Annotated in this window: 23 protein-coding genes; 13 read left to right on the top strand and 10 right to left on the bottom strand. The window is 74.7% G+C overall.

The features are described from left to right. Positions 1-11: 11 nt before the first annotated feature. A complete protein-coding gene (locus ACFO3M_RS03430; RefSeq protein ID WP_387986356.1) occupies positions 12-542 on the top strand; it encodes a GNAT family N-acetyltransferase in 531 nt (176 codons plus the stop codon). On the opposite strand, the gene ACFO3M_RS03425 is transcribed toward ACFO3M_RS03430, so the two are convergent. Continuing rightward, positions 527-1,246: a monooxygenase gene (locus ACFO3M_RS03425; RefSeq protein WP_387986353.1), complete on the bottom strand. Its 720-nt coding sequence runs from the start codon at positions 1,244-1,246 to the stop codon at positions 527-529. The genes ACFO3M_RS03430 and ACFO3M_RS03425 overlap by 16 nt on opposite strands. 23 nt (positions 1,247-1,269) lie before the next feature. Between ACFO3M_RS03425 and ACFO3M_RS03420 the strand changes: the two genes are divergently transcribed. The 4 genes from ACFO3M_RS03420 (at position 1,270) to ACFO3M_RS03405 (ending at position 4,192) form a co-directional block, all read left to right on the top strand. Then, on the top strand, positions 1,270-2,088 hold the full coding sequence (locus tag ACFO3M_RS03420) for a formate/nitrite transporter family protein (RefSeq protein ID WP_387986351.1): 819 nt from the start codon (positions 1,270-1,272) through the stop codon (positions 2,086-2,088). Between the two features lie 40 nt (positions 2,089-2,128). Continuing rightward, positions 2,129-3,031, top strand: coding sequence for an ABC transporter ATP-binding protein (locus tag ACFO3M_RS03415; protein WP_387986348.1), 903 nt, complete (start codon positions 2,129-2,131; stop codon positions 3,029-3,031). Beyond that, complete coding sequence (locus ACFO3M_RS03410; protein WP_387986345.1) at positions 3,028-3,771, top strand: ABC transporter permease; 744 nt, start codon at positions 3,028-3,030, stop codon at positions 3,769-3,771. The genes ACFO3M_RS03415 and ACFO3M_RS03410 overlap by 4 nt, the downstream gene beginning before the upstream one ends. 73 nt (positions 3,772-3,844) lie before the next feature. Further along, complete coding sequence (locus tag ACFO3M_RS03405; protein WP_387986342.1) at positions 3,845-4,192, top strand: iron chaperone; 348 nt, start codon at positions 3,845-3,847, stop codon at positions 4,190-4,192. On the opposite strand, the gene ACFO3M_RS03400 is transcribed toward ACFO3M_RS03405, so the two are convergent. The 3 genes from ACFO3M_RS03400 to ACFO3M_RS03390 are packed head-to-tail and all read right to left on the bottom strand — an operon-like array spanning position 4,189 to position 8,168. After that, complete coding sequence (locus ACFO3M_RS03400; protein ID WP_387986339.1) at positions 4,189-5,343, bottom strand: serine hydrolase domain-containing protein; 1,155 nt, start codon at positions 5,341-5,343, stop codon at positions 4,189-4,191. The two genes, ACFO3M_RS03405 and ACFO3M_RS03400, sit on opposite strands and share 4 nt — an antisense overlap. A gap of 29 nt (positions 5,344-5,372) precedes the next feature. Further along, positions 5,373-5,921, bottom strand: coding sequence for a DUF1990 family protein (locus ACFO3M_RS03395; protein WP_387986336.1), 549 nt, complete (start codon positions 5,919-5,921; stop codon positions 5,373-5,375). A 54-nt stretch (positions 5,922-5,975) separates the two neighbouring features. Continuing rightward, a complete protein-coding gene (locus ACFO3M_RS03390; RefSeq protein ID WP_387986333.1) occupies positions 5,976-8,168 on the bottom strand; it encodes an MMPL family transporter in 2,193 nt (730 codons plus the stop codon). Positions 8,169-8,669: 501 nt separating this feature from the next. Here ACFO3M_RS03390 and ACFO3M_RS03385 point away from each other — a divergent pair. Then, on the top strand, positions 8,670-9,527 hold the full coding sequence (locus ACFO3M_RS03385; RefSeq protein WP_387986331.1) for a HipA family kinase: 858 nt from the start codon (positions 8,670-8,672) through the stop codon (positions 9,525-9,527). Beyond that, positions 9,524-9,916 (top strand): DUF3037 domain-containing protein, encoded by a 393-nt coding sequence (locus tag ACFO3M_RS03380; RefSeq protein ID WP_387986328.1) that lies wholly within the window; start codon positions 9,524-9,526, stop codon positions 9,914-9,916. The genes ACFO3M_RS03385 and ACFO3M_RS03380 overlap by 4 nt, the downstream gene beginning before the upstream one ends. A gap of 34 nt (positions 9,917-9,950) precedes the next feature. On the opposite strand, the gene ACFO3M_RS03375 is transcribed toward ACFO3M_RS03380, so the two are convergent. The 5 genes from ACFO3M_RS03375 to ACFO3M_RS03355 form a co-directional block, all read right to left on the bottom strand. Next, the gene (locus ACFO3M_RS03375) at positions 9,951-10,244 is read right to left on the bottom strand and encodes a 4a-hydroxytetrahydrobiopterin dehydratase (protein WP_387986325.1); all 294 of its coding nucleotides are present in this window, start codon (positions 10,242-10,244) and stop codon (positions 9,951-9,953) included. A 12-nt stretch (positions 10,245-10,256) separates the two neighbouring features. Further along, on the bottom strand, positions 10,257-10,967 hold the full coding sequence (locus tag ACFO3M_RS03370) for a phosphoadenylyl-sulfate reductase (RefSeq protein WP_387986322.1): 711 nt from the start codon (positions 10,965-10,967) through the stop codon (positions 10,257-10,259). Beyond that, entirely contained in the window at positions 10,964-11,137 is a 174-nt protein-coding gene (locus ACFO3M_RS03365) for a hypothetical protein (RefSeq protein ID WP_387986319.1), read from the bottom strand. The genes ACFO3M_RS03370 and ACFO3M_RS03365 overlap by 4 nt, the downstream gene beginning before the upstream one ends. Beyond that, a complete protein-coding gene (locus ACFO3M_RS03360; RefSeq protein WP_387986317.1) occupies positions 11,134-12,807 on the bottom strand; it encodes a nitrite/sulfite reductase in 1,674 nt (557 codons plus the stop codon). Before ACFO3M_RS03360 ends, ACFO3M_RS03365 begins: the two co-directional genes overlap by 4 nt. Before the next feature lie 257 nt (positions 12,808-13,064). Further along, complete coding sequence (locus ACFO3M_RS03355; RefSeq protein ID WP_387986314.1) at positions 13,065-13,535, bottom strand: RrF2 family transcriptional regulator; 471 nt, start codon at positions 13,533-13,535, stop codon at positions 13,065-13,067. A 70-nt stretch (positions 13,536-13,605) separates the two neighbouring features. Here ACFO3M_RS03355 and ACFO3M_RS03350 point away from each other — a divergent pair, with 70 nt between their 5' ends. Further along, a complete protein-coding gene (locus ACFO3M_RS03350) occupies positions 13,606-14,367 on the top strand; it encodes a (deoxy)nucleoside triphosphate pyrophosphohydrolase (RefSeq protein ID WP_387986311.1) in 762 nt (253 codons plus the stop codon). Positions 14,368-14,423: 56 nt separating this feature from the next. Here ACFO3M_RS03350 and ACFO3M_RS03345 read toward each other — a convergent pair whose 3' ends face one another. Next, positions 14,424-14,597, bottom strand: coding sequence for a CsbD family protein (locus ACFO3M_RS03345; RefSeq protein ID WP_387986309.1), 174 nt, complete (start codon positions 14,595-14,597; stop codon positions 14,424-14,426). A gap of 367 nt (positions 14,598-14,964) precedes the next feature. Here ACFO3M_RS03345 and ACFO3M_RS03340 point away from each other — a divergent pair, with 367 nt between their 5' ends. The 5 genes from ACFO3M_RS03340 to ACFO3M_RS03320 all read left to right on the top strand — a co-directional run bounded on the left by ACFO3M_RS03340 (position 14,965) and on the right by ACFO3M_RS03320 (position 20,839). Beyond that, positions 14,965-16,629 (top strand): peptide ABC transporter substrate-binding protein, encoded by a 1,665-nt coding sequence (locus tag ACFO3M_RS03340; RefSeq protein ID WP_387986306.1) that lies wholly within the window; start codon positions 14,965-14,967, stop codon positions 16,627-16,629. A gap of 144 nt (positions 16,630-16,773) precedes the next feature. Further along, positions 16,774-17,697, top strand: coding sequence for an ABC transporter permease (locus ACFO3M_RS03335; RefSeq protein WP_387986303.1), 924 nt, complete (start codon positions 16,774-16,776; stop codon positions 17,695-17,697). Continuing rightward, the gene (locus ACFO3M_RS03330) at positions 17,690-18,661 is read left to right on the top strand and encodes an ABC transporter permease (protein WP_387986301.1); all 972 of its coding nucleotides are present in this window, start codon (positions 17,690-17,692) and stop codon (positions 18,659-18,661) included. The genes ACFO3M_RS03335 and ACFO3M_RS03330 overlap by 8 nt, the downstream gene beginning before the upstream one ends. Further along, a complete protein-coding gene (locus ACFO3M_RS03325; RefSeq protein WP_387986298.1) occupies positions 18,658-19,719 on the top strand; it encodes an ABC transporter ATP-binding protein in 1,062 nt (353 codons plus the stop codon). The genes ACFO3M_RS03330 and ACFO3M_RS03325 overlap by 4 nt, the downstream gene beginning before the upstream one ends. Continuing rightward, positions 19,703-20,839 (top strand): ABC transporter ATP-binding protein, encoded by a 1,137-nt coding sequence (locus ACFO3M_RS03320; protein ID WP_458166767.1) that lies wholly within the window; start codon positions 19,703-19,705, stop codon positions 20,837-20,839. The genes ACFO3M_RS03325 and ACFO3M_RS03320 overlap by 17 nt, the downstream gene beginning before the upstream one ends. Positions 20,840-20,875: the final 36 nt, after the last annotated feature.

Genomic DNA, 20,875 nt, shown 5'->3' with positions numbered 1-20,875 from the left:
AGAATCGGGGCATGCCGAGCGCCGTGCCGTCTGCCGTGGCCACCGCCGTCGAGGACGTCGACCCGCAGCTGCGCGAGGCCCTGCTGGCCTGCTGGACCGACGTCTCCAACGCCGGCGGCGCGGTCGGCTTCGTCCCCCCGGTCAGCCGGGACGACGTCGCCCCCGTGCTCGACTCCCTGCTCGAGCGGGTGGCGCAGGGCCGCGAGCGGGTGGTGGTGCTGCGCGCGGACGGCGAGCTCGCCGGCTGGGCGGTGCTGTCGCTGTCGGTCAGCCCGCTGCGCCGGCACTGGGCCACCGTGCTGCGGGTGCAGGTCCACCCGGCCCGGCAGGGGCAGGGGCTGGGCCGGGCGCTCATGAGCGGGGTGCACGACGCCGCCCGCGACCTCGGGCTGGAGATGCTGCACCTCACCGTGCGCGGCGGCTACGGCATCGAGGGCTTCTACCAGGGGCTGGGCTACCGCGAGTTCGGCCGGATGCCCGGCGCGATCCGGCTCGCCCCCGGCGACGACCGCGAGGAGATCCACCTCTACGTGGAGCTGTGACCCGCCGCGGGGTCGGCGCCGTCGACGGTGCCGCGGGTCGACAGCACCGCCAGGCGGGCGAACAGCTCCTCGGCGTACCAGCGCTCCTGCGCCGTCCGCCGGACCACCGCGGCGTGCTCGGGGCGGTCGTAGGCGAAGGCGTTCAGCGCCGCCGCGGAGTCCCAGACGCTGAAGGTGCCCTGCAGGCCCAGCGGCGCCTCGCCGATGCCGACGGCCATGCGCAGCCCCGGCGCCCGGTGCAGGTCCGCCGACACCGGCGGCACCGCGGACCAGAACCGGGCCGCCCGGCGCAGCACCAGCCGCGCCCGGGTCACCGCGGCCACCGGCCCGTCCCAGCGCTGCGGCCGCGGCCGGCCGAACGGCTCGCGGCCCGACCACAGCCCGCGCGCCGCCAGCGGGCGCAGCCGCGCCGACCACTCCTCCTCGGCGATCCGCCGCCAGCTCGCGGCGACGGGGGAGTCGTCGAGGGCGTCCGCGGCGGCGTCGTCGTCCCAGACCGCCAGCAGGCCCCAGCGGCGGGGGTCGGCGTCGCGGGCGGTGAACGTCCGCCCGTCGCCGGTGCCCAGCAGCTTGGCGAACCGCAGCCCCGGCAGGCGCGCGAGCGCCGGGCGGACGGAGGCCATCCGCAGCACCGCCCGCGGCACGGCGCGGCCGGGGACACCCCACAGGTGCAGGGTCACCGGTCCGGGCTCGGATGGACGCACGCGGCCGAGGGTAGGTGCGCACGGTGACCGACCAGCGGCGGATCCAGCTCGGCGACACCGACGCGCCCGCGGAGGACGAGGTCGTCCAGGCCTTCGACCGGGTGGTCAGCCAGGGCGCGCAGCGGCTGCACCGCACCTGGCGGGAGGTGCTCACCACCGGGCTCGCCGGCGGCCTGGAGGTCGCGATCGGCGTCCTCGCGCTGCTCGCGGTCTACGCGGAGACCGGCAGCCACCTGCTGGCCGGGCTGGCGTTCTCGATCGGGTTCATCGCCCTCCTGCTGGCCCGCAGCGAGCTGTTCACCGAGGGCTTCCTGCTGCCGGTGACCGCCGTCGTCGCCGGCCGGGCGAGCTGGTCGCAGCTGGGGAAGCTGTGGGCCGGGACGCTGGTGGGCAACCTCGTCGGCGGCTGGCTGGCGATGTGGGTGGTGGTGCACGGCTTCCCGCAGCTCGGGCCCACCGTCGTCGAGTCGGCGCGGCACTTCGTCGAGTCCCCGCTGGACCTGCGCGCGGTGTGCCTGGCCTTCCTCGGCGGCGTCGGCATCACGCTCATGACCCGCATGCAGAACGGCACCTCCGCCGACGGCGCCAAGATCGTCGCCGCGGTCGCCGGCGCGTTCGTCCTGGCCGGGCTGCAGCTGTTCCACTCGATCCTGGACTCGCTGCTGGCCTTCGGCGCGATCCACACCGGCACCGCGCCGTTCGGCTACGGCGAGTGGCTGGCCTGGTTCTGGTACGTCACGTTGCTCAACATGGCCGGCGGGCTGATCGTGGTCACCCTGCTGCGGCTGGTGCGCAGCAAGGAGCTGATCCAGCGGGAACGCGCCGCGGCCGCCCGGGACTAGCCTGCCGGGCTCCCCGGCCTCCGGTCGCCACACTGTCCGCGTGATCGAGGTCGACGGGCTGACCAAGCACTACCGGACGCGGGTCGCGGTCGACGACGTCGGCTTCACCGTGCACCCGGGCCGGGTGACCGGCTTCCTCGGCCCGAACGGCTCGGGCAAGACGACGACGATGCGCTGCGTGCTCGGCCTGACCCGGCCCACCGCCGGGACGGCGACGGTGCTCGGCGTGCCCTACCGCGACCTCGACGTGCCCATGCGGCGGGTCGGCGCGCTGGTGGACCCGCGGGCGCGCCATCCCGGCCGCACCGCGTACGCGCACCTGCTCGCGCTGGCGCGGGGCAACGGCCTGCCCGCCTCCCGGGTGGACGACGTCGTCGAGCTGGTCGGCCTCGGCGCGGTGGCGCACGAGCGGGTGCGCGGCTTCTCGCTGGGGATGGGCCAGCGGCTCGGCATCGCCGCGGCGCTGCTCGGCGACCCCGAGGTGCTGCTGCTCGACGAGCCGGTCAACGGCCTGGACCCGGAGGGCATCCGCTGGGTGCGCGGCCTGCTGCGCGACCTCGCCGACGAGGGCCGCACGGTGCTGGTGTCCAGCCACCTGATGAGCGAGATGGAGGACACCGCCGACCACCTGGTCGTGCTCGGCCGCGGCCGGCTGCTCGCCGACGTCCCGATGGCCGACCTCCTCGGCCGGCACGCCGCGGTGCGCGTGCGCAGCCCGCAGGCGCCGCTGCTGGCCGCCGCGCTGCGCCGGGCCGGGGCCGGGGTGGCGCTGGAGACCGACGGCGCGCTGCGGGTGGAGGGCCTCGCCCCGGCCGCGGTGGGCGACGTCGCCTTCGCCGCGCGGGTGCCGGTGCACGAGCTGACCCCGGTGGTCGCCTCGCTGGAGGCGGCCTACCTGGAGCTGACCGGCGAGGACGTCGAGTACCGGGCGGGTGCGGCGTGAGGGTCGGCCTGACGGCGGTGCTGCGCGCCGAGTGGACCAAGCTGCGGACGCTGCGCTCCACCTGGTGGTGCAGCGCCGTCTACCTGCTCGTCGTCGGCGCGTTCGGGTGGCTGGCCGCGGCCACCACGCCGACGGCGCCGGACCCGGACGCCGCGGTCGGCGTCGCGCTGATCGGGTTCGCCTTCGGCCAGGTGGTGCTCGTCGTCCTCGGGGTGCTCGCGGTCACCGCCGACCTGGGCAGCGGGATGGCGCTGTCCTCGCTGGTCGCCGTGCCGCGCCGCACCCGGCTGCTGGTGGCCAAGACGGCCGTCGTCGCGGCGTGGGCGGCGCTGCTCACCGCGCTGCTGGTGGCCGCGTGCGCCCTGGCCGCGCGGACGCTGGTCGCGGTGCCCGGCGGCGTGCCCCTCGACGACCCGGACGTGCTGCGGTCGGCCGGCCTGCAGGTGGCCGGCGCGGTGCTGGTGACGGTGCTCGCCGCCGGGCTCGGGGCCGTGCTGCGCTCGACCGCCGGCGCGCTCGGGCTGGGCGTCGCGCTGGTGTTCGTCGCCCCGCCCGCGCTGGCGCTGGCCGGCGGGCGGACCGCCGAGCTGCTGTCGCAGGCGCTGCCGGCGCTGCGGGTGGGCGGGGAGCCCTTCCTCGCCGTCCCGACGAGCTGGCAGGTGGGCCTGGCGGTGTCGGCGGCGTGGGCGGTCGCCGCCTGGGTGCTGGGCGCGGGCCTGGTCGAGCGCCGCGACGCTTAGCGCCGCGCGGTCTGGCGCCCGAGCCGGCCACCCGGCAGCATCCCGGCAGCCGCGCGACCCCGAGGAGCCCGCGATGCCCGTCCCCGCCACCGTCGAGGAGTACCTGGCGGCCCTGCCCGAGGAGGCCCGGACGGCGCTGGAGCAGGTGCGTGCCGCCGTGCTCCGCGGCATGCCCGGGGCCACCGAGACGATCCGCTACGGCATGCCGGCCGCCGTGCTCGGCGGCCGCTACGGCCTGCACTACGCCGCCTGGAAGCGGCACGCGGCGCTCTACCCGGTGCCCGTGTTCGACGGCGACCTGGAGGCCGAGGTCGCGCCGCACCGCTCGGGCAAGGACGCGGTGCACCTGCCCTACCGCCGCCCGGTGCCCGAGGACCTGGTCGAGCGGGTGGCCGCGGCGGTGGCGGCCCGGCGCGCCTAGCGGGGACCGGACGCGACCGCGCGGAAGGCCACCGAACGGAAGGCCTCGAAGACCGCCGGCGGCGCCGGCGAGGACCACATCTGGTTGGTCAGCAGGACCGCGGTGGTGCCGGTGACCGGGTCGGTCCACCAGGTGCTGCCCAGCCCGCCGTCCCAGCCGAAGGAGCCGGCGTGCCGGCCGCCGGGCTCGTCGGTGCGGCGGACGCCGAGGCCCAGGCCCCAGCCGCCGCCCTCGTCGTCGACCGGGCCGGCCTGCTCGGTGAGCATCGCCCGCACCGTCTGCTCGCGCAGCACCGGCTCCCCGCCGGCGAGCAGCACCCGGGCGAGGACGGCGAGGTCGTCGACGGTGGAGACCAGGCCGTCCCCGCCGTCGGGGAAGGGCGGCGGGGACGCCCACTGGCCGTCGGCGGGGTCGTACAGCTGCCGCCGGCCCCGCTCGTCCGGCGGCGTCCAGTGCGGGCCGAACCGGCCGCGGGCCGGCGCCGGCACGCCGAAGCCGGTGTCGGTCATCCCGAGCGGGACCAGCACCCGCTCGGCGAGCACCTCGGGCAGCGGCCGGCCGGCCGCGCGGGCCACGAGGACGCCGAGCACGCTCGCGCCGGTGTGGTAGAGCCAGCGCTCGCCGGGCTGGTGCGCCAGCGGGACGCCGGCCACCCGGCGCAGCCACTCGTCCGGCGGGGGAGCGGCCTGCGGTGCCGGCGGCCCGGCGGGCAGGCCCGCCTCACCGAGCGCGGCGACGGTCGGGGTGGGCCACGGCGCGGTGAAGTCGATGCCCAGGCCGAGCCGGGAGGTGAGGACGTCGCGCACCGTGACCGCCCGCCGCGCCTCGACCGTGCCCGCGCCCGCGTCGGCGGGGTCGGCGAGCACCCGCCGGCCGGCCAGCTCGGGCAGCAGCCGGTCCACCGGCTCGTCGAGGGCCAGCGTGCCGTCGTCGACGAGGGTGAGCGCGGCCGTGGCCACCACCGGCTTGGTCACCGAGGAGATGCGGAAGACGGTGTCCGGGGCGACCGGGTCGTCCCCGCCCGGGGTGTGGGTGCCTGCCGCGCCGCGGACCACCTCGTCCCCGCGCCGCACCAGCCACGCGGCGCCCGGCACCGCCCCGGCCGCCACGGCGCCGGACACCACCTGCTCGATCTCCTCGGCCGGACCCATGCAGGGGTGACCGCCCGGGGAGCCCGGGCTCATCGGTCGCGGGCGGCCCGGCGCAGCGTCGCCCGGTAGCGGGCGGTGGCCAGCCGCTGCAGGGCCCAGCTCGCCGGCGGCACGAGGCGGGCGGCGGGGGAGGCCAGCCGGGAGAACACCCGGATCGAGGCGACGACGTCGCCGCCGGGGTCCAGCCGGACGGTGAAGCACTCCTCGCCGCTCTCGGGGTGGCCGGGCAGCGAGCCGTAGGCGAAGCCGCGCTCGTCGCCGGTCGTCGACGCCCAGACGACCCGGCAGGGGATGTCATAGCCCAGCCGCGGCAGCCCCGCGGTGAGGACGACGACGGTGCCGACCTCGCCGGGCGAGCCGGTCGCGCGCACCCGCAGGCCGGTGCTGCACTGCGGCGCCCAGGCGAACACCGCCGCGGCGACCCGCTCGAACGCCGCGCGGCCGGAGCCGACGACCTCGGTCCACGTGCCGGTGCGGTAGCCGGCGGGGAGCTCGGCGGCGCGCGTGGCGCCGACCTCGGCGTAGGTGAGCGGCGCGTCGCGCAGGTCGGCGGGGGAGACGGCACGGAGGAGACCCATGGGCCGAGTCTGTGCGCCGTGCCACGGCGACGGGCGGTGGCCGGCGCCGCCGGCTCAGCGCACCCCGGCCAGGTGCCGGCCGGCCGCGTGCACGGGCGCGACGTCGGACTCGCGGATGCCGTAGCGGGCGTAGAGCCGGCCCAGCGGTCCCGGCGCCCACCAGTTGGCCCGGCCCAGCAGCCGCATCGTCGCGGGTACCAGCAGGGTCCGCACCACCGTCGCGTCGACCACGATGGCGATGAGCATGGCCACGCCGATCATCTTGATCAGCACGACGCCGGAGACGGAGAACGCGCCGATCACCACGAGCAGCAGCAGTGCCGCGCTGGTGATGATCCCGCCGGTGCGCTGCAGCCCGGTGGCGACGGCGGCGGTGTTGTCGCCGGTCAGGTCGTACTGCTCGCGGATCCGGGACATGAGGAAGACCTCGTAGTCCATCGACAGCCCGAAGACGATGGCCAGCACCAGGATCGGTGAGGTGGCCTCGATGAACCCGGTCGGGGTGAAGCCCAGGACGCCGGAGAGGTTGCCGTCCTGGAAGATCCACACCAGCGCGCCGAAGGAGGCGCCCAGCGACAGGACGTTCACGAGCACGGCCTTGAGCGGCAGCACGACCGACCCGAAGGCCAGGAACAGCAGGACGGACGACGTCACCGCCACCAGCAGCGCCATCCAGGGCAGCAGCGCACCCAGGCTGTCCAGCAGGTCGGCGTACACCGCGCCGGTGCCGCCGACGAGGACCTCGGCGCCGTCCGGCGCGGGCACCTGCCGGACCGCGGCCACCAGGTCCCGGCCCTCGGCCCCCATCGCGTTCACGTCCGCGGCGACCACCACCCGTGCCGTGCTGCCGGCGACCTCGGCGACCGTGGCGCCGTCCACCCGTGGGACGGCCTCGACGGCGGCGACGTAGGACTGCAGCGCAGCGCCGCCCTCCGGGTTGTCGGCAGGAGCGGGGAGGGTGAGGACCGCCTCGACCGGACCGGACGGGCTCGGCGGGAAGTCCCGCTCGATCGTCTCGGCGACCACCCGGCTCTCCGCGCCCTCGGGCATGGCGCGCACGTCGATGCCGCCGAACTCCGCGCGCGTGAACGGCAGGGCCAGCGCGACGAGCAGCGCCCCCACGACCAGCGTGTACAGGACCGGACGGCGCATGACGCTGTGCGCGATGCGGTACCAGACCCCGTTCCGTTCGACGTCCGCGTGCGCCGGGCGCCGCCGTCGACGCACCGGGCGCCGCACCGACAGGGCGTCGACGCGGGGACCGAGCACGGCCAGCAGCGCCGGCAGCAGGGTGAGTGCGGCGAGCATCGCGATGAACACGGCGCTCATGCCGCCGAAGCCCATCGACCGCAGGAACACCTGCGGGAAGATCAGCAGGCCCGCGAGTGAGACCGCCACGGTGATGCCGGAGACGGCGACCGTGCGCCCGGCGGTCGCCATGGTCCGGGCGAGGGCGTCCTCCACCGTCGCCTGCCGGCGCACCTCCTCGCGGAACCGGCTGACCACGAACAGCCCGTAGTCGATGGCCAGCCCGAGGCCGAGCACGGTGACCACGTTGACCGCGAAGATCGACACGTCGGTGACCAGTCCGAAGGCGCGCAGGGCCGCGAACGAGCCGAGGATCGCGGTCACCCCGATCGCCAGGGGCAGGGCGGCCGCGGCGAGGCCACCGAAGACGACGACGAGCAGGACCGCCAGGACCGGCAGCGAGATGGTCTCGGCCGTCGCGATGTCCTCGCTCACCAGGACGTTCATGTCCCGGTTGAGGGTCACCTCGCCGCCGATCCGGGTGGTCAGCCCAGGGGCGGCCAGGTCGCCCTCGATGGCGTCGAGGACGTCCTCGCGCCCGTCCTCGTCGCCGCGCAGGCTGAGGACGGCGTAGGTGCTGCGCCGGTCCTCGCTCACCAGGGAGGACGCGCCCGTGTCGAACCAGGACACCGTGCGCAGCACGTCGTCCTCGGGCAGGGCGCCGAGCGTGGAGGTGACCGCCTCGGCGTAGGCCGGGTCGTCGACCGTCGACGCGTCGCTGGAGTACAGGACCACGACGTCGGCCGCGCTGCGGCCCAGCTCGTGCTCGGCCACCTCCGCGGCCCGGGAACTCTCGCTGTCGGGGTCGAAGAACCCGCCGCCGGTCATCTGGCCGAAGACGCCGGTACCCCAGACGCCGGCGAAGGCGACGAACGCCACCGACAGCGCCAGGACCCACCGGCGCCTCCGGTACACGGCGCGACCCAGTGCCTCGAACACGGTCCCTCCCTCGTCCCGGTGGCCGGGCCGGTCACCCCTCGGCCGGCGGCGGCAGCCCTGCGTCCGCCGAGGGTCGGGGGACGCGGGAGCGGGGGCCGTCGTCCCGGCGACACGGGCGCGGCTCGAGGTCCGGCGTGACACCGGACAGCCGGCACCGGGGGAGCACCCGCACCCGTCCCCGTCCGTCCACAGCGCGCTCCGCCCGTCGCCCCCCGTGGTGCCCCGGGAGCGTGTGACAGCCGTGCACGTCCCCGTGCGGCCGCAGCATGACGGTCGGGTCCGCGTCGGGGAAGGCGGAGCGACGCGGGATCGTCGCCTCGACGCCCCGGCCGGAGGTCGGTGGCGTCACGGGTCCTGACGCCCCGGCCGGGTCGGCGGCGGGGTGGCGGGGGCGCGTGGCCCGCCTGGACGGGTGAGCGGTGTGTCGCGCAGGCCCTCGGGCGACACGGCCCGGAACGGGCCCGTGGTCGGGATCCGGACCGGCGTAGGTTGACCGGCACTGTGCTGCCCGCCGTCACCGCCACCCGCTACGTCACCCCGCTGCGCGAGGGGGGCTCGCTGCCCGGGCTCATGGAGGCCGACGACCTCGGCACCTACGTGGTCAAGTGGCGGGCCGCCGGCCAGGGCGTGCGGGTGCTGGTGGCGGAGGTGGTGTGCGGCGAGCTGGCCCGGGCGCTGGCGCTGCCGGTGCCGGCGCTGGTCACCGTCGACGTCGTCCCGGAGCTGGCCGTGGGCGAGCCCGACCCCGAGGTGCAGGAGCTGCTGCAGCGCTCGGCCGGGCGCAACCTGGGGCTGGACTACCTGCCCGGCGCCCTGGACTTCGAGGCCGGGGTGGGCGAGGTCGAGCCCGAGCTGGCCGGCCGGGTGCTGTGGTTCGACGCGCTGGTGGGCAACGTCGACCGGTCCTGGCGCAACCCCAACATGCTGTTCTGGCACGGCCGGCTGCAGCTGATCGACCACGGCGCCGCGCTCACCTTCCACCACTCGTGGGCGGGGGCGCCGGCCGCCGTCGCCCGCCCCTACGACGCCGCCCAGCACGCGCTGGTGGAGTGCTCGCCGGACCTGCGCGCCGCCGACGCCGACCTCGCGCCGCGGGTCACCCGGCCGCTGCTGGAGCGGGTGCTGGCACAGGTGCCCGACGACTGGCTCGAGGGACCGGAGCCCGGCGAGCCGCCGGCCGCCGTCCGGGAGCGCTACGCGTCCCAGCTGCTGGCCCGCCTGGCCGCCCGCGACGCGTGGCTGCCCGGCGTGGTGGCCGCGGCCGCCGCGGGCGCGGGGGCACGCCGCCGCTCGCCGCGCGGGGAGAACCGGCCGGCCTGGCTGGGCCCGCCCCCGCCGCCGGGGGTGACCCAGCGGTGAGCCGGGAGACCTTCGAGTACGCCGTCCTGCGGGTGGTGCCGCGGGTGGAGCGGGGCGAGGCGCTCAACGCCGGCGTCCTCGTCTACTGCCGGCAGCGCGACTACCTGGGCAGCCGGGTGCACCTCGACGTCGACCGGCTGCGCGCGCTGGACCCGACCGCCGACCCCGCCGCCATCGGCCGCGCGCTGCAGGCCGCCGCCGACGTGTGCGCCGCCGACCCCGCCGCCGGCGCCGCGGGCCGGGAGGCGCTCGGCTCGCGGTTCCGCTGGCTCACCGCGCCGCGCAGCACCGTCGTCCAGCCCGGCCCGGTGCACACCGGGCTCACCGAGGACCCCGACGCCGAGGCCGACCGGCTGCTGCGGCTGCTGGTGCTGCCGGTCGAGGACTGAGCACCGTCCGGCGGGCCGGGACGGGGTCCTCCGCCTAGCCGGGCAGCAGCTCGTCGATGCGGCGGGCGAGCTCGAGGTCGAGCGCGCTCACCCCGTCCTCGGAGTGGCTGACGAGGGTGAGGTGCAGCGTCCGCCAGCGCAGGTCGACGTCGGGGTGGTGGTCCATCTCCTCGGCGACGTCGGCGATGGCGACGATCGCCTCCACCGCGGCGCGGAACGAGGACAGCTGCACGGTCCGGTGCAGGCCGGTGACGTCACCGGACCACAGCGGCAGCGCGCGCAGCCCGGCCGCGACCTCGTCGGGGGACAGGCGCGGCGGCCGGGGCACGTCGGGATGCTCCTACAGGTGCAGGCCGCACTCGGTCTTGCCGCGGCCGGCCCAGCGCCCGGCACGCGGGTCCTCGCCCGGAGCGACCGGGCGGGTGCACGGCGCGCAGCCGATCGAGGCGTACCCGATCTCCTGCAGCGGGTTGACCGGCACCTGGTGCTCGGCGATGTAGGCGTCGACGTCGTCCTGCGTCCAGGCGGCCAGCGGGTTGACCTTCACCATGCCCCGCTTGGCGTCCCAGTCGACGACCCTCGTGCCCGCGCGGGTGGCGGCCTCGTCGCGGCGGACGCCCGAGCCCCACGCGGCGTAGCCGGCCAGCGCGGTGGCCAGCGGCTGCACCTTGCGCAGCGAGCAGCACAGGTCCGGGTCGCGGTCGTGCAGCGCCGGGCCGTGCTCGGCGTCCTGCTCGGCCACCGTCCGCGGCGGCGTCACGTTCACGAGCGTGATGGGCAGGACGCTGCTGATCCAGTCCCGCGTGCCGATCGTCTCGGCGAAGTGGTAGCCGGTGTCGAGGAAGACCACGTTGACCCCCGGCACCGCCCGGGAGGCCAGGTGCGCGAGGAGCCCGTCGGCCATCGACGAGGTGACGGCGAAGTCGTCGCCGAAGGTCTCCCCGGCCCAGCGCAGCACGGCGAGGGCCTGCTCGACGGGGTCGGCGATGCCCTCGAAGCGGGCGTCGGCCTCGGCGGCGAGCTCCGGCGTGGGCCGGACGGCGGTCGTCATGCCTGCACTCCTGTCCCGGTGAGCCGGACGGTGAAGGTCCGCAGGCACGCGGCGCAGTGCCACTCGCCCCCGTCCCCGTGCGGGGTCAGCTCCTCGTCCCCGCAGTACGGGCAGTGGAACACGGGCAGCTGGCGCTGCCTTCCCGACGGGGACGGCTCCTCCTCGCTCACAGCAGCCAGGCCTCCTCGGCGCGGGCCACGTAGGCGGCGAACCGCTCGCCGGGCTCGCGCCGCTCCAGGTAGCCGCGCAGCACCCGCTCGCAGTAGTCCGCCGTCTCGGCCTTGGTCACCTTGTGGCCGCGGAACTTGCGGCCGAAGGCGGCGTCGACGCCGAGGTGGCCGCCCAGGTGCACCTGGAAGCCCTCGACCATCTCGCCGTTCCCGTCGCGGACCATCGAGCCCTTGAACCCGATGTCGGCGGTCTGGAAGCGGGCGCAGCTGTTCGGGCAGCCGTTGACGTTGATGCCGATCGGCTCGTCGAAGCCGGGCAGCCGCTTCTCCAGCTCGGCGTAGAGGTCCTGGGCGTGCTGCTTGGTCTCGACGATGGCGAGCTTGCAGAACTCCAGGCCGGTGCAGGCCATGGTGCCGCGGCGGAAGGCGCTCGGGCGCACCAGCAGGTCGTGCTCGGCGAGCGCGGCGACGAGGTCCTCCACGTGCTCGTCCGGCACGTCCAGGACGACCATCTTCTGCTGGGTCGTCGTCCGGATGCGGCCCGCGCCGTACTCGTCCGCGAGGTCGGCGATCCGGGTGAGCACCGTCCCGCTGATCCGGCCGGTGCGCAGCGCGAAGCCGACGGCGTTGCGGCCGTCCTTCTGCCGCGCGACGCCGACGTGGTCGCGGGACTCGTTCTTCGGCGGCGCGGCCGCGGGGCCGTCGGGCAGCGCGCGGTGCAGGTACTCGTCCTGCAGCACCTGCCGGAACCTCTCGGGACCCCAGTCGGCCATCAGGAACTTGATCCGGGCCCGGTTGCGCTGCCGGCGGTAGCCGTAGTCGCGGAAGACCGAGGTGCAGGCCGCCCACACCTCGGTCACCTCCTCGGGTCGCACGAACACGCCGACGCGCTGGGCGAACATCGGGTTGGTCGACAGGCCGCCGCCGACCCACAGGTCGTAGCCGGGCTCGCCGTCGGGACCGACGACGCCGACGAAGGACACGTCGTCGATCTCGGGCTCGGTGCAGTGGTCGACGCAGCCGGACATCGACGTCTTCCACTTGCGCGGCAGGTTGCTGAACGCGGGGTCGCCCACGTACCGGGCGACCGTCTGGGCCATGACGTCGGTGGCGTCGACGACCTCGTCCTCCAGGACGCCGGCCAGCGGGCAGTTGAGCATGCCGCGCGGGGTGTCCCCGCAGGCCTCGGTCGTGGTCATGCCGACGGCCTCGAGCCGGTCCCAGATCTCGGGGACGTCCTCGATGCGGATCCAGTGGTACTGGATGTTCTGCCGGTCGGTGACGTCGGCGACGTCCCGGCCGAACTCGGTGCTGATGGCGCCGAGGGTGCGCAGCTGCTCGCTGGTCAGCGCCCCGCCGTCGGTGCGCACCCGCATCATGAAGTAGGAGTCCTCGAGCTCCTCGGGCTCCAGCACGGCGGTCTTGCCGCCGGGGATGCCCGGGGCCCGCTGGGTGTAGAGGCCCATCCACCGCATCCGGCCGCGCAGGTCACCGGGGTCGATGCCGTCGAAGCCGGTCCGCGAGTAGATGTCGAGGATCCGCTGACGGACCTCGAGCCCGTCGGAGTCCTTCTTCATCCGCTCGTTGGGGTTCAGCGGCTCCCGGTAGCCCAGCGCCCACTGACCCTGGCCACGCTGGGGCCGGTTGCTCGGACGGGGAGGTGCGGACACGGTGCACTTCTTCCTGCGCCGTCCGCGCCGGTCTGCACCCGCGCGGAGGGCGCTGCCAGGTCGGGGTCGCGGCTGCGGGCCGCGGGGGAGGACTGGTGGTCAGCGCGGGGCGCGACAGACGGCGCTGCTGACGAGGGCGAGGTCGACGTGCAGACGCGCGACGAGGAGGCTGCCGCGGTCCGTCACGCCACCCATGGTCGCACACGTCCGGCTCCGGCCGGTGTGAGCTCGGGAGGCGGCGTCCGCAGGGGGCGTCGTCAGGGGGTCTCGTCGCCGAACGAGCGCCAGGCGCTCTCGACGGCGGCGAGCTCCGCCACGTACCCGGGCAGCTTCCCGGCGACGACGTCGGCGAGGGTGACCTCCTCCAGCACCCGCCGGTAGGCGGCGCGGGCGGCGACCCACACGCTGGCCAGCTCCTCGGCGGCGCCGGGGTAGCTGACGTCCTCGGGCCGCTGCCCGTGCACCTCCGCGAGGAAGCCCTGCTCCACCCGCATGACCCGGGCGATGGAGATCTCCGACGGCGGCAGCGCCAGCCGGTACCCGCCCTCGCGGCCCCGCTGGCTGGTGACCAGCCGGGCGTGCTGGAGGTCGCCGAGGATCCCCTGCAGGAAGCGCGAGGGGAGGCCCTGGTTGGTCGCGATCCGGTCGCAGGTCATCGCGCCCGGCGCCGCGGCGGCCAGCTCGAGGGCCGCGCGGACGGCGTAGTCGACCCGGGCGGTGATGCGCACGGTGCTCCCTCCTGCGGGCCGGCTGCCGGGTCCCGCGGGCCCATCCTGCCCGGTCTGCGAGGGTGACGGCGTGTACCGGCTGCGCTTCACCACGGTCGTGGCGGCGCCGCTGACCGTCGCCTTCGACGTCGCCCGGGCCCTCGGCCGCCCCTGGCCGTTCCCGCTGGAGGAGGTCGAGTCGGTCCGCCCGGTGCGTGACCTGTACGCCGCGGGGCCGGGGCGGGGGTGGCGCAGCCTCACCCACGAGCGCCGGTTCACCGCGACCGGCGCCGGCACCGTCGTCGACGAGCAGGTCGACTGGGACACCGGCCTGCCCGGGGCGCTCGGCGGCCTGGTCGACCAGACCGTCCTGCGCCGGCGGGTGCTGCGGGCGATGCGCCGGCACCTGGACGGCTACGCCGCCGCGGCCGCGCTGCGCGCCCTCGACGTCGTCCAGGTGGTGGGCGCGGCCGTCGTCCGCGGGGACCGGGTGCTGGTCGCCCAGCGCGGGTCGGGGCCGCTCGCGGGGCTGTGGGAGTTCCCCGGCGGCAAGGTGGAGCCGGGGGAGGACGACGTCGCGGCGCTGGTGCGCGAGTGCGCCGAGGAGATGGGGGTCCTCGTGGCGCCCCAGGCGTTCCTCGGCGAGGTGCCGCTGGACGGCCGGGTGGCCGGCGGGGCGCCCGGCGCCTCGACGCTGCGGGTCTGGTGGGCCCGGCTGGCCTCCGGCGAGCCGGTCGCGCACGAGCACCGCGAGCTGCGCTGGGTGGGCGCCGGCGACCTCGACGGCCTGGACTGGATCGCCGCCGACCGTCCCCTGCTGCCCGCGGTCCGGGACCTGCTCGGCCGCCTCTGAACGCACCAGGGGCGCCGTCCCGTGCGGAACGGCGCCCCTGGTACAGTCGTCCGGGCTCAGCCCTTGAAGACGTCCTTGACCTTCTCGCCGGCCTGCTTGAGGTTGCCGGCGGCCTTGTCGTTGGCGCCCTCGGCCTGCAGGTCGCGGTCGCCCGTGGCCTCGCCGACGCGCTCCTTGCCCTCGCCCGCCAGCTCCTGGGCCTTGTTCTGCAGCTTGTCGATGCCGCTCACGGTGGACTCCTCCCTCTCGGATGGCCGTGGAGTACCCGGGAGTAGCCTGAGCACACCCGGTTCGCCTGAACGGCGGAAGTCCTCCGGGGTGAGCAACTGCGGACCGCAAGCCCTGCGGTCCGCGCCCTCGTCGACCGCTGCTGTTGCACTGGTGTGACAGGAGTCGTGAGCCTCGGTCACAAATCGGTTGCGGACGTGGACGGTCCTCGTCGGGGTGCCTAGGGTCGCCCACGGCGTACCGGCTCCGTTCCGCGGTGTTCACCCGGAGGACGCCGACGCCCGGCCAGTGCGCCCGGGTGCGCGGTGTCCCGGCACGCAGAGACCAGTCCGTTCCCCCCGCACACGCGGGACGAGGGAGGCAACACACGTGAAGTTGAGCAAGCGCCGGTCGGCGCTCGTCGCCGTCGGCCTGTCCGGCGCCCTCCTGCTGTCCGCCTGTGGCGGCGGCAGCGACGACAGCGGCTCCGGCGACGGCGGCAGCGGCGGCGCGAGCGGCGGCACCTTCAGCGTCTACATCGGTGAGCCGGAGAACCCGCTCGTCCCGGGCAACACCACCGAGTCCGAGGGTGACCAGGTCGTCAACTCGCTGTGGACCGGCCTGGTGAAGTACGCCGAGGACGGCTCCGTCGAGTACTCGGGTGTCGCCGAGTCGATCGAGTCCGAGGACAACACCACCTGGACCGTCACGCTCAAGGACGGCTGGACCTTCCACGACGGGACCCCGGTCGACGCCGAGTCCTTCGTCAACGCGTGGAACTACACCGCCTACAGCCCCAACGCCCAGGGCGCCGCGTCCTACCTGTCGCGGATCGCGGGCTACGCCGACCTGCAGGCGCCGACCGACGACGCCGGCAACGTGACCGGTGAGCCGGCCGCCCAGCAGATGAGCGGCCTGCAGGTCGTCGACGACCGCACCTTCACGGTGACGCTGTCCGCGCCGTTCTCGAACTTCCCGGCGGTCGTGGGCTACAACTCCTTCTACCCGCTGCCGCAGGCGTTCTTCGACGACCCCGAGGCCTTCGGCACCAAGCCGATCGGCAACGGCCCGTTCAAGGCCGACGAGGACTTCGTCCCGGGCCAGGGCATCACCCTGACCCGCTACGAGGACTACGCCGGCGACGACGCCGCGCAGGCCGACGGCATCGAGTACGTCGTCTACGCCGACGTCAACACCGCCTACACCGACGTGCAGGCCGGCAACCTCGACATCGTCGACGTCATCCCGCCGGACGTCATCGAGTCGGCCCGGTCCGAGTTCGGCGACCGGTTCATCGAGACCGAGTCCTCGCAGATCACCTACCTCGGCTTCCCGACCTACGACGAGCGCTTCGCCGACCCGCGGGTCCGCCAGGCGATCTCCATGGCCGTCGACCGGGACGCCATCTCGGAGGCGATCTTCCAGAGCACCCGCGTCGCGGCCGACTCGTTCATCCCGCCGGTCGTCGACGGCTACCGCGAGGGCAGCTGCACCTACTGCACCTTCGACCCGGACCAGGCCAACCAGCTGCTCGACGAGGCCGGCTTCGACCGCAGCCAGCCGGTCGACCTCTGGTTCAACGCGGGCGCCGGCCACGACGCGTGGATGGAGGCGGTGGGCAACCAGCTGCGCGAGAACCTCGGCGTCGACTACGTCCTGCAGGGCAACCTCGACTTCGCCGAGTACCTGCCCCTGCTGGAGTCGCAGGGCGGGACCGGGCCCTTCCGCTACGGCTGGAGCTTCGACTACCCGGCCCCGGACAGCTACCTGACGCCGCTGTTCACGACCCAGTCGCTCGCCCCGGCCGGCTCGAACTACTCCTTCTGGACCAACCCCGAGGTCGAGAGCCTGATCAGCCAGGGTGACCAGGCCGAGAGCCCCGAGGCCGGTGTGGAGAACTACCAGGCGGCGGAGGACATCATCGCCGAGGAGATGCCGATGGCGCCGATGTTCTTCACGGAGGTCCAGTCCGTGACCTCCGAGAACGTCTCCAACGTCCGCCTGGACCTGTTCCAGCGGATCGTCACCTCCGAGGTCACCGTCAACAACGCCTGACCCCACCCCGCAGGACCCGCACCACCCGCCGGGGGCGCCCGTCCGACCAGGACGGTCGCCCCCGGCGGCGCGTGTGCGGGCCTGCGGGCACGATGGACACCGGCGCCGTCGCGACCCGGCGGCGCACACACCCCGAGGGGGACCATGGGCCGCTACGTCGCGCGCCGCCTGCTGCTCACCATCCCGGTTCTGCTGGGCGCCTCGTTCCTGATCTTCGCGATGGTCTACGCCCTGCCGGGCGACCCCATCCGCGCACTGGGTGGTGACCGTCCGCTCTCGCCCGCCGTGGTCGCCGAGCTGCGCGAGCGGTTCAACCTCAACGACCCCCTGTACGTCCAGTACTGGGAGTACCTGAAGAACCTGTTCCAGGGCGATCTGGGCACCGACTTCCGCGGCCGGCCGGTGTTCGACACCATCGAGCGCGCGCTGCCGGTGACCGTGAAGCTCGCCCTCACCGCGGTCGTCTTCGAGATCCTCATCGGCCTGGTCGCCGGCGTGCTGGCCGGCATCCGGCGCAACAGCTTCTTCGACAACGTGGTGCTGGTCTCGACGACGCTGATCGTCTCGATCCCGATCCTGGTCCTGGCCTTCTTCGCCCAGCTGCTCTTCGGCCTCAAGCTCGGCTGGTTCCCCATCGCCGGGACCAACGAGGGGCTCTACAGCTACCTGCTGCCCGGCCTGGTCCTCGCGTCCGGGTCGCTGGCCTACGTGGCCCGGCTGACCCGCACCAGCCTCGCGGAGAACCTGCGCGCCGACTACGTGCGGACGGCGCGCGCCAAGGGCCTGCCCAAGCGGACGGTCATCGTCCGGCACACGCTGCGCAACAGCCTGATCCCGGTCGTCACGTTCATCGGCGCCGACATCGGCGCGCTGCTGGGCGGGGCGATCGTCACCGAGACGGTGTTCAACCTGCCCGGCATCGGCCGGGAGGTGTTCAACGCGATCCGCTCCCAGGAGGGCGCGGTCGTCGTCGGCATCGTCACCCTGATGGTGTTCTTCTTCATCTTCTTCAACCTGGTCGTGGACGTGCTCTACGCCGTCCTCGACCCGAGGATCCGCTATGACTGACCAGCAGCAGCTGGACCTGCGCAAGGACGAGGTGGAGGCCGGCACCACGACCGGGCTCGCCAGCCCGTCGGTCGACGTCACCGAGGAGCGGCAGAACAGCCTCTGGAGCGACGCCTGGGGCGAGCTGCGGCGCAACCCGCTGTTCTGGATCGGCGCTGTCCTCGGGCTGTTCTTCCTCCTGATGGCGCTGTTCCCGCAGGTGTTGGCGCGCGGCGCCGACCCGCGCTCCTGCGACCTGTCCAACTCCCGGGCCAGGCCCTCGGCGCAGCACTGGTTCGGCTTCGACACCCAGGGCTGCGACTACCTGGCCAACGTGGTCTACGGCGCCCGCAACTCGCTGATCATCGGTGTCATCGCCGTGCTGGTCATCCTGCTGCTCGGCGTCCTCGTCGGCGCGATCGCCGGCTACTACGGCGGCCTGACCGACGGGATCCTCGCGCGGATCGCGGACATCTTCTACGCGCTGCCGCTCATCCTCGGCGCGCTGGTGCTGCTGCGGGTGGGCCCCTCGACCGACATCCCGGTCATCAACAGCCGCGGGCCGGGCGCGGTGGCCATCGCGCTGGCGCTGTTCGGCTGGATGACGGCGATGCGGCTGGTCCGCTCGCAGGTCATCGCGGTCAAGAGCTCCGACTACGTGTCCGCCGCCCGCGCGATGGGGGCGTCCGGCCGGCGCATCCTGCTGCGGCACATCCTGCCCAACGCCGTCGCCCCGGTGCTGGTCTACGCGACGATCACCATCGGCGTGATCATCGCCGCGGAGGCGACGCTGACCTACCTCGGCGTGGGCCTGCAGCGGCCGGCCATCTCCTGGGGCCTGCAGATCGAGGCGGGGCAGGACTCCATCCGCACCGCACCGCACCTGGTGCTGTTCCCCAGCCTGATCCTGACCCTGACCGTGATGGCGTTCGTGATGATGGGTGACGCCCTGCGCGACGCCCTCGACCCGAGGCAGCGCGCATGACCAACCTCGACCTGACCAAGCCGACCGCGGAGCTCGCCGGACAGGGCACGCCCCTGCTCGAGGTCGACGACCTGCACGTGGAGTTCCGCACCCGCGCGGGCACGGTGCACGCCGTCAACGGCGTGAGCTACAGCCTGGCGGCGGGGGAGACCCTGGCCATCCTCGGCGAGTCCGGCTCCGGCAAGTCCGTGTCGGCCCAGGCGATCATGGGGATCCTCGAGACCCCGCCCGCGGTCATCACCGGCGGCGGCATCTGGTTCCAGGGCAGGAACATGCTGGAGATGTCCGCCGAGGACCAGCGGAAGATCCGCGGCCCGGGCATCTCGATGATCTTCCAGGACGCCCTGTCGTCGCTGAACCCCGTGTACAGCGTGGGCTTCCAGATCGGCGAGATGTTCCGGGCGCACCGCGGGACGAGCAAGAAGGAGGCCCGCAAGCGGGCCATCGAGCTCATGGACCGGGTGCGCATCCCGGCGGCGGCCCGCCGGGTCGACGACTACCCGCACCAGTTCTCCGGCGGCATGCGCCAGCGCGTGATGATCGCCATGGCCATCGCCCTGGACCCGCGGATCCTCATCGCCGACGAGCCGACCACCGCCCTCGACGTCACCGTGCAGGCGCAGGTCATGGACCTGCTCAAGGACCTGCAGGAGGAGACGGGGATGGGGCTGATCCTCATCACCCACGACCTCGGCGTCGTCAACGAGGTCGCCGACAACGTCGCGGTCATGTACGCCGGCGAGATCGTCGAGCGGGGTACCGTCGACGACGTCTTCACCCGCCCCGCGCACCCCTACACCGAGGGGCTCATGGGCTCGGTGCCGCAGGTCGAGGCGAAGGGCGGGCGGCTGCAGCCGATCGCCGGCCAGCCCCCGAACCTCGCGCGCATCCCCAGCGGCTGCCCGTTCCACCCGCGGTGCCCGCACCGCCGGCTCGGCGCCGCGGCCGCGCCGGGGCGGGAGTGCGCCACCGACGTCCCGCCGCTGCGGCTGGTCGTGCCGGGACGCGAGGCGGCCTGCCACTACAGCGAGGAGGTCCTCGGTGTCGCAGCCGAGTGAGTCCGGCGCCACCGCGGCGTCGTCCCTGTCGAAGTCGTCGCCGTCCACCGAGGCGGTGCCGGGCGCCCCGACGCTGGCCAAGCCGGCGCCGTCGGGTGCCCGGGGCGCGATGGGGGAGCCGCTGCTGGAGATCCGCGGGCTGCAGAAGCACTTCCCGCTGACCCAGGGCATCGTCTTCAAGCGCACCATCGGCCACGTCCGCGCGGTCGACGGCGTGGACCTCACCCTGCGCCGCGGCGAGACCGTGGGCCTGGTCGGCGAGTCCGGCTGCGGCAAGTCGACGGTGTCGAAGCTGATCGTTGCGCTGGAGCGGCCGACCGCCGGGTCGATCCTCTACAAGGGCAAGGACGTCGCCCGCATGGGCGGCCGGGCGCTGAAGGACTACCGGCGCGAGGTCCAGATCATCTTCCAGGACCCGTACGCGTCGCTGAACCCGCGGATGACCGTCGGGGACATCGTCGCCGAGGGCTGGGCCGTGCACGACGACGTCGCCCCGCGGAAGGGCCGGCTCAAGCGCACGCAGGAGCTGCTCGACCGCGTCGGCCTCAACCCCGACTACGTCAACCGCTACCCGCACCAGTTCTCCGGCGGCCAGCGGCAGCGCATCGGCATCGCCCGGGCGCTGGCGCTGCAGCCGGAGGTCATCGTCTGCGACGAGCCGGTGTCGGCGCTCGACGTCTCGGTGCAGGCGCAGGTGGTCAACCTGCTCGAGGACCTGCAGGACGAGTTCGGCCTGTCCTACCTGTTCATCGCGCACGACCTGTCGGTGGTGCGGCACATCTCCGACCGCGTCGCGGTGATGTACCTCGGCAGCATCGTGGAGGAGGGCACCGACGAGCAGGTCTACGCCTCGCCGTCGCACCCCTACACCCAGGCCCTGCTGTCCTCGGTGCCGCTGCACGAGCCGCACCTGCGCGGGCAGAAGGACCGGATCCTGCTGCAGGGCGACGTCCCCAGCCCCGCGGACCCGCCCTCGGGCTGCCGCTTCCGCACCCGCTGCTGGAAGGCGCAGGACGTCTGCGCGCAGGAGGCCCCGGCGCTGGTCGACCGCGGCCAGGGCCACCCCTCGGCCTGCCACTTCGCCGAGGCCCGGACGGTCGTCCCGGTCGACGCCGAGTAGCGCCTGCCGCACCACGACGGCGCGGTGGCCACCTCC

The organism is Geodermatophilus arenarius (assembly GCF_042654585.1).
In the GTDB taxonomy this organism is placed as follows: domain Bacteria; phylum Actinomycetota; class Actinomycetes; order Mycobacteriales; family Geodermatophilaceae; genus Geodermatophilus; species Geodermatophilus arenarius.
This window is presented reverse-complemented; position numbering and strand designations above follow the sequence as displayed.

What these genes read in the sequence shown, in the direction of transcription:
- ACFO3M_RS03430 (WP_387986356.1), top strand. Translation starts at nt 12, where the DNA reads ATGCCGAGCGCCGTGCCGTCTGCCGTGGCCACCGCCGTCGAGGACGTC.
- ACFO3M_RS03405 (WP_387986342.1), top strand. Translation starts at nt 3,845, where the DNA reads ATGCCCGTCCCCGCCACCGTCGAGGAGTACCTGGCGGCCCTGCCCGAG.
- ACFO3M_RS03400 (WP_387986339.1), bottom strand. Translation starts at nt 5,343, where the DNA reads ATGGGTCCGGCCGAGGAGATCGAGCAGGTGGTGTCCGGCGCCGTGGCG.
- ACFO3M_RS03395 (WP_387986336.1), bottom strand. Translation starts at nt 5,921, where the DNA reads ATGGGTCTCCTCCGTGCCGTCTCCCCCGCCGACCTGCGCGACGCGCCG.
- ACFO3M_RS03370 (WP_387986322.1), bottom strand. Translation starts at nt 10,967, where the DNA reads ATGACGACCGCCGTCCGGCCCACGCCGGAGCTCGCCGCCGAGGCCGAC.
- ACFO3M_RS03335 (WP_387986303.1), top strand. Translation starts at nt 16,774, where the DNA reads ATGGGCCGCTACGTCGCGCGCCGCCTGCTGCTCACCATCCCGGTTCTG.
- ACFO3M_RS03330 (WP_387986301.1), top strand. Translation starts at nt 17,690, where the DNA reads ATGACTGACCAGCAGCAGCTGGACCTGCGCAAGGACGAGGTGGAGGCC.
- ACFO3M_RS03325 (WP_387986298.1), top strand. Translation starts at nt 18,658, where the DNA reads ATGACCAACCTCGACCTGACCAAGCCGACCGCGGAGCTCGCCGGACAG.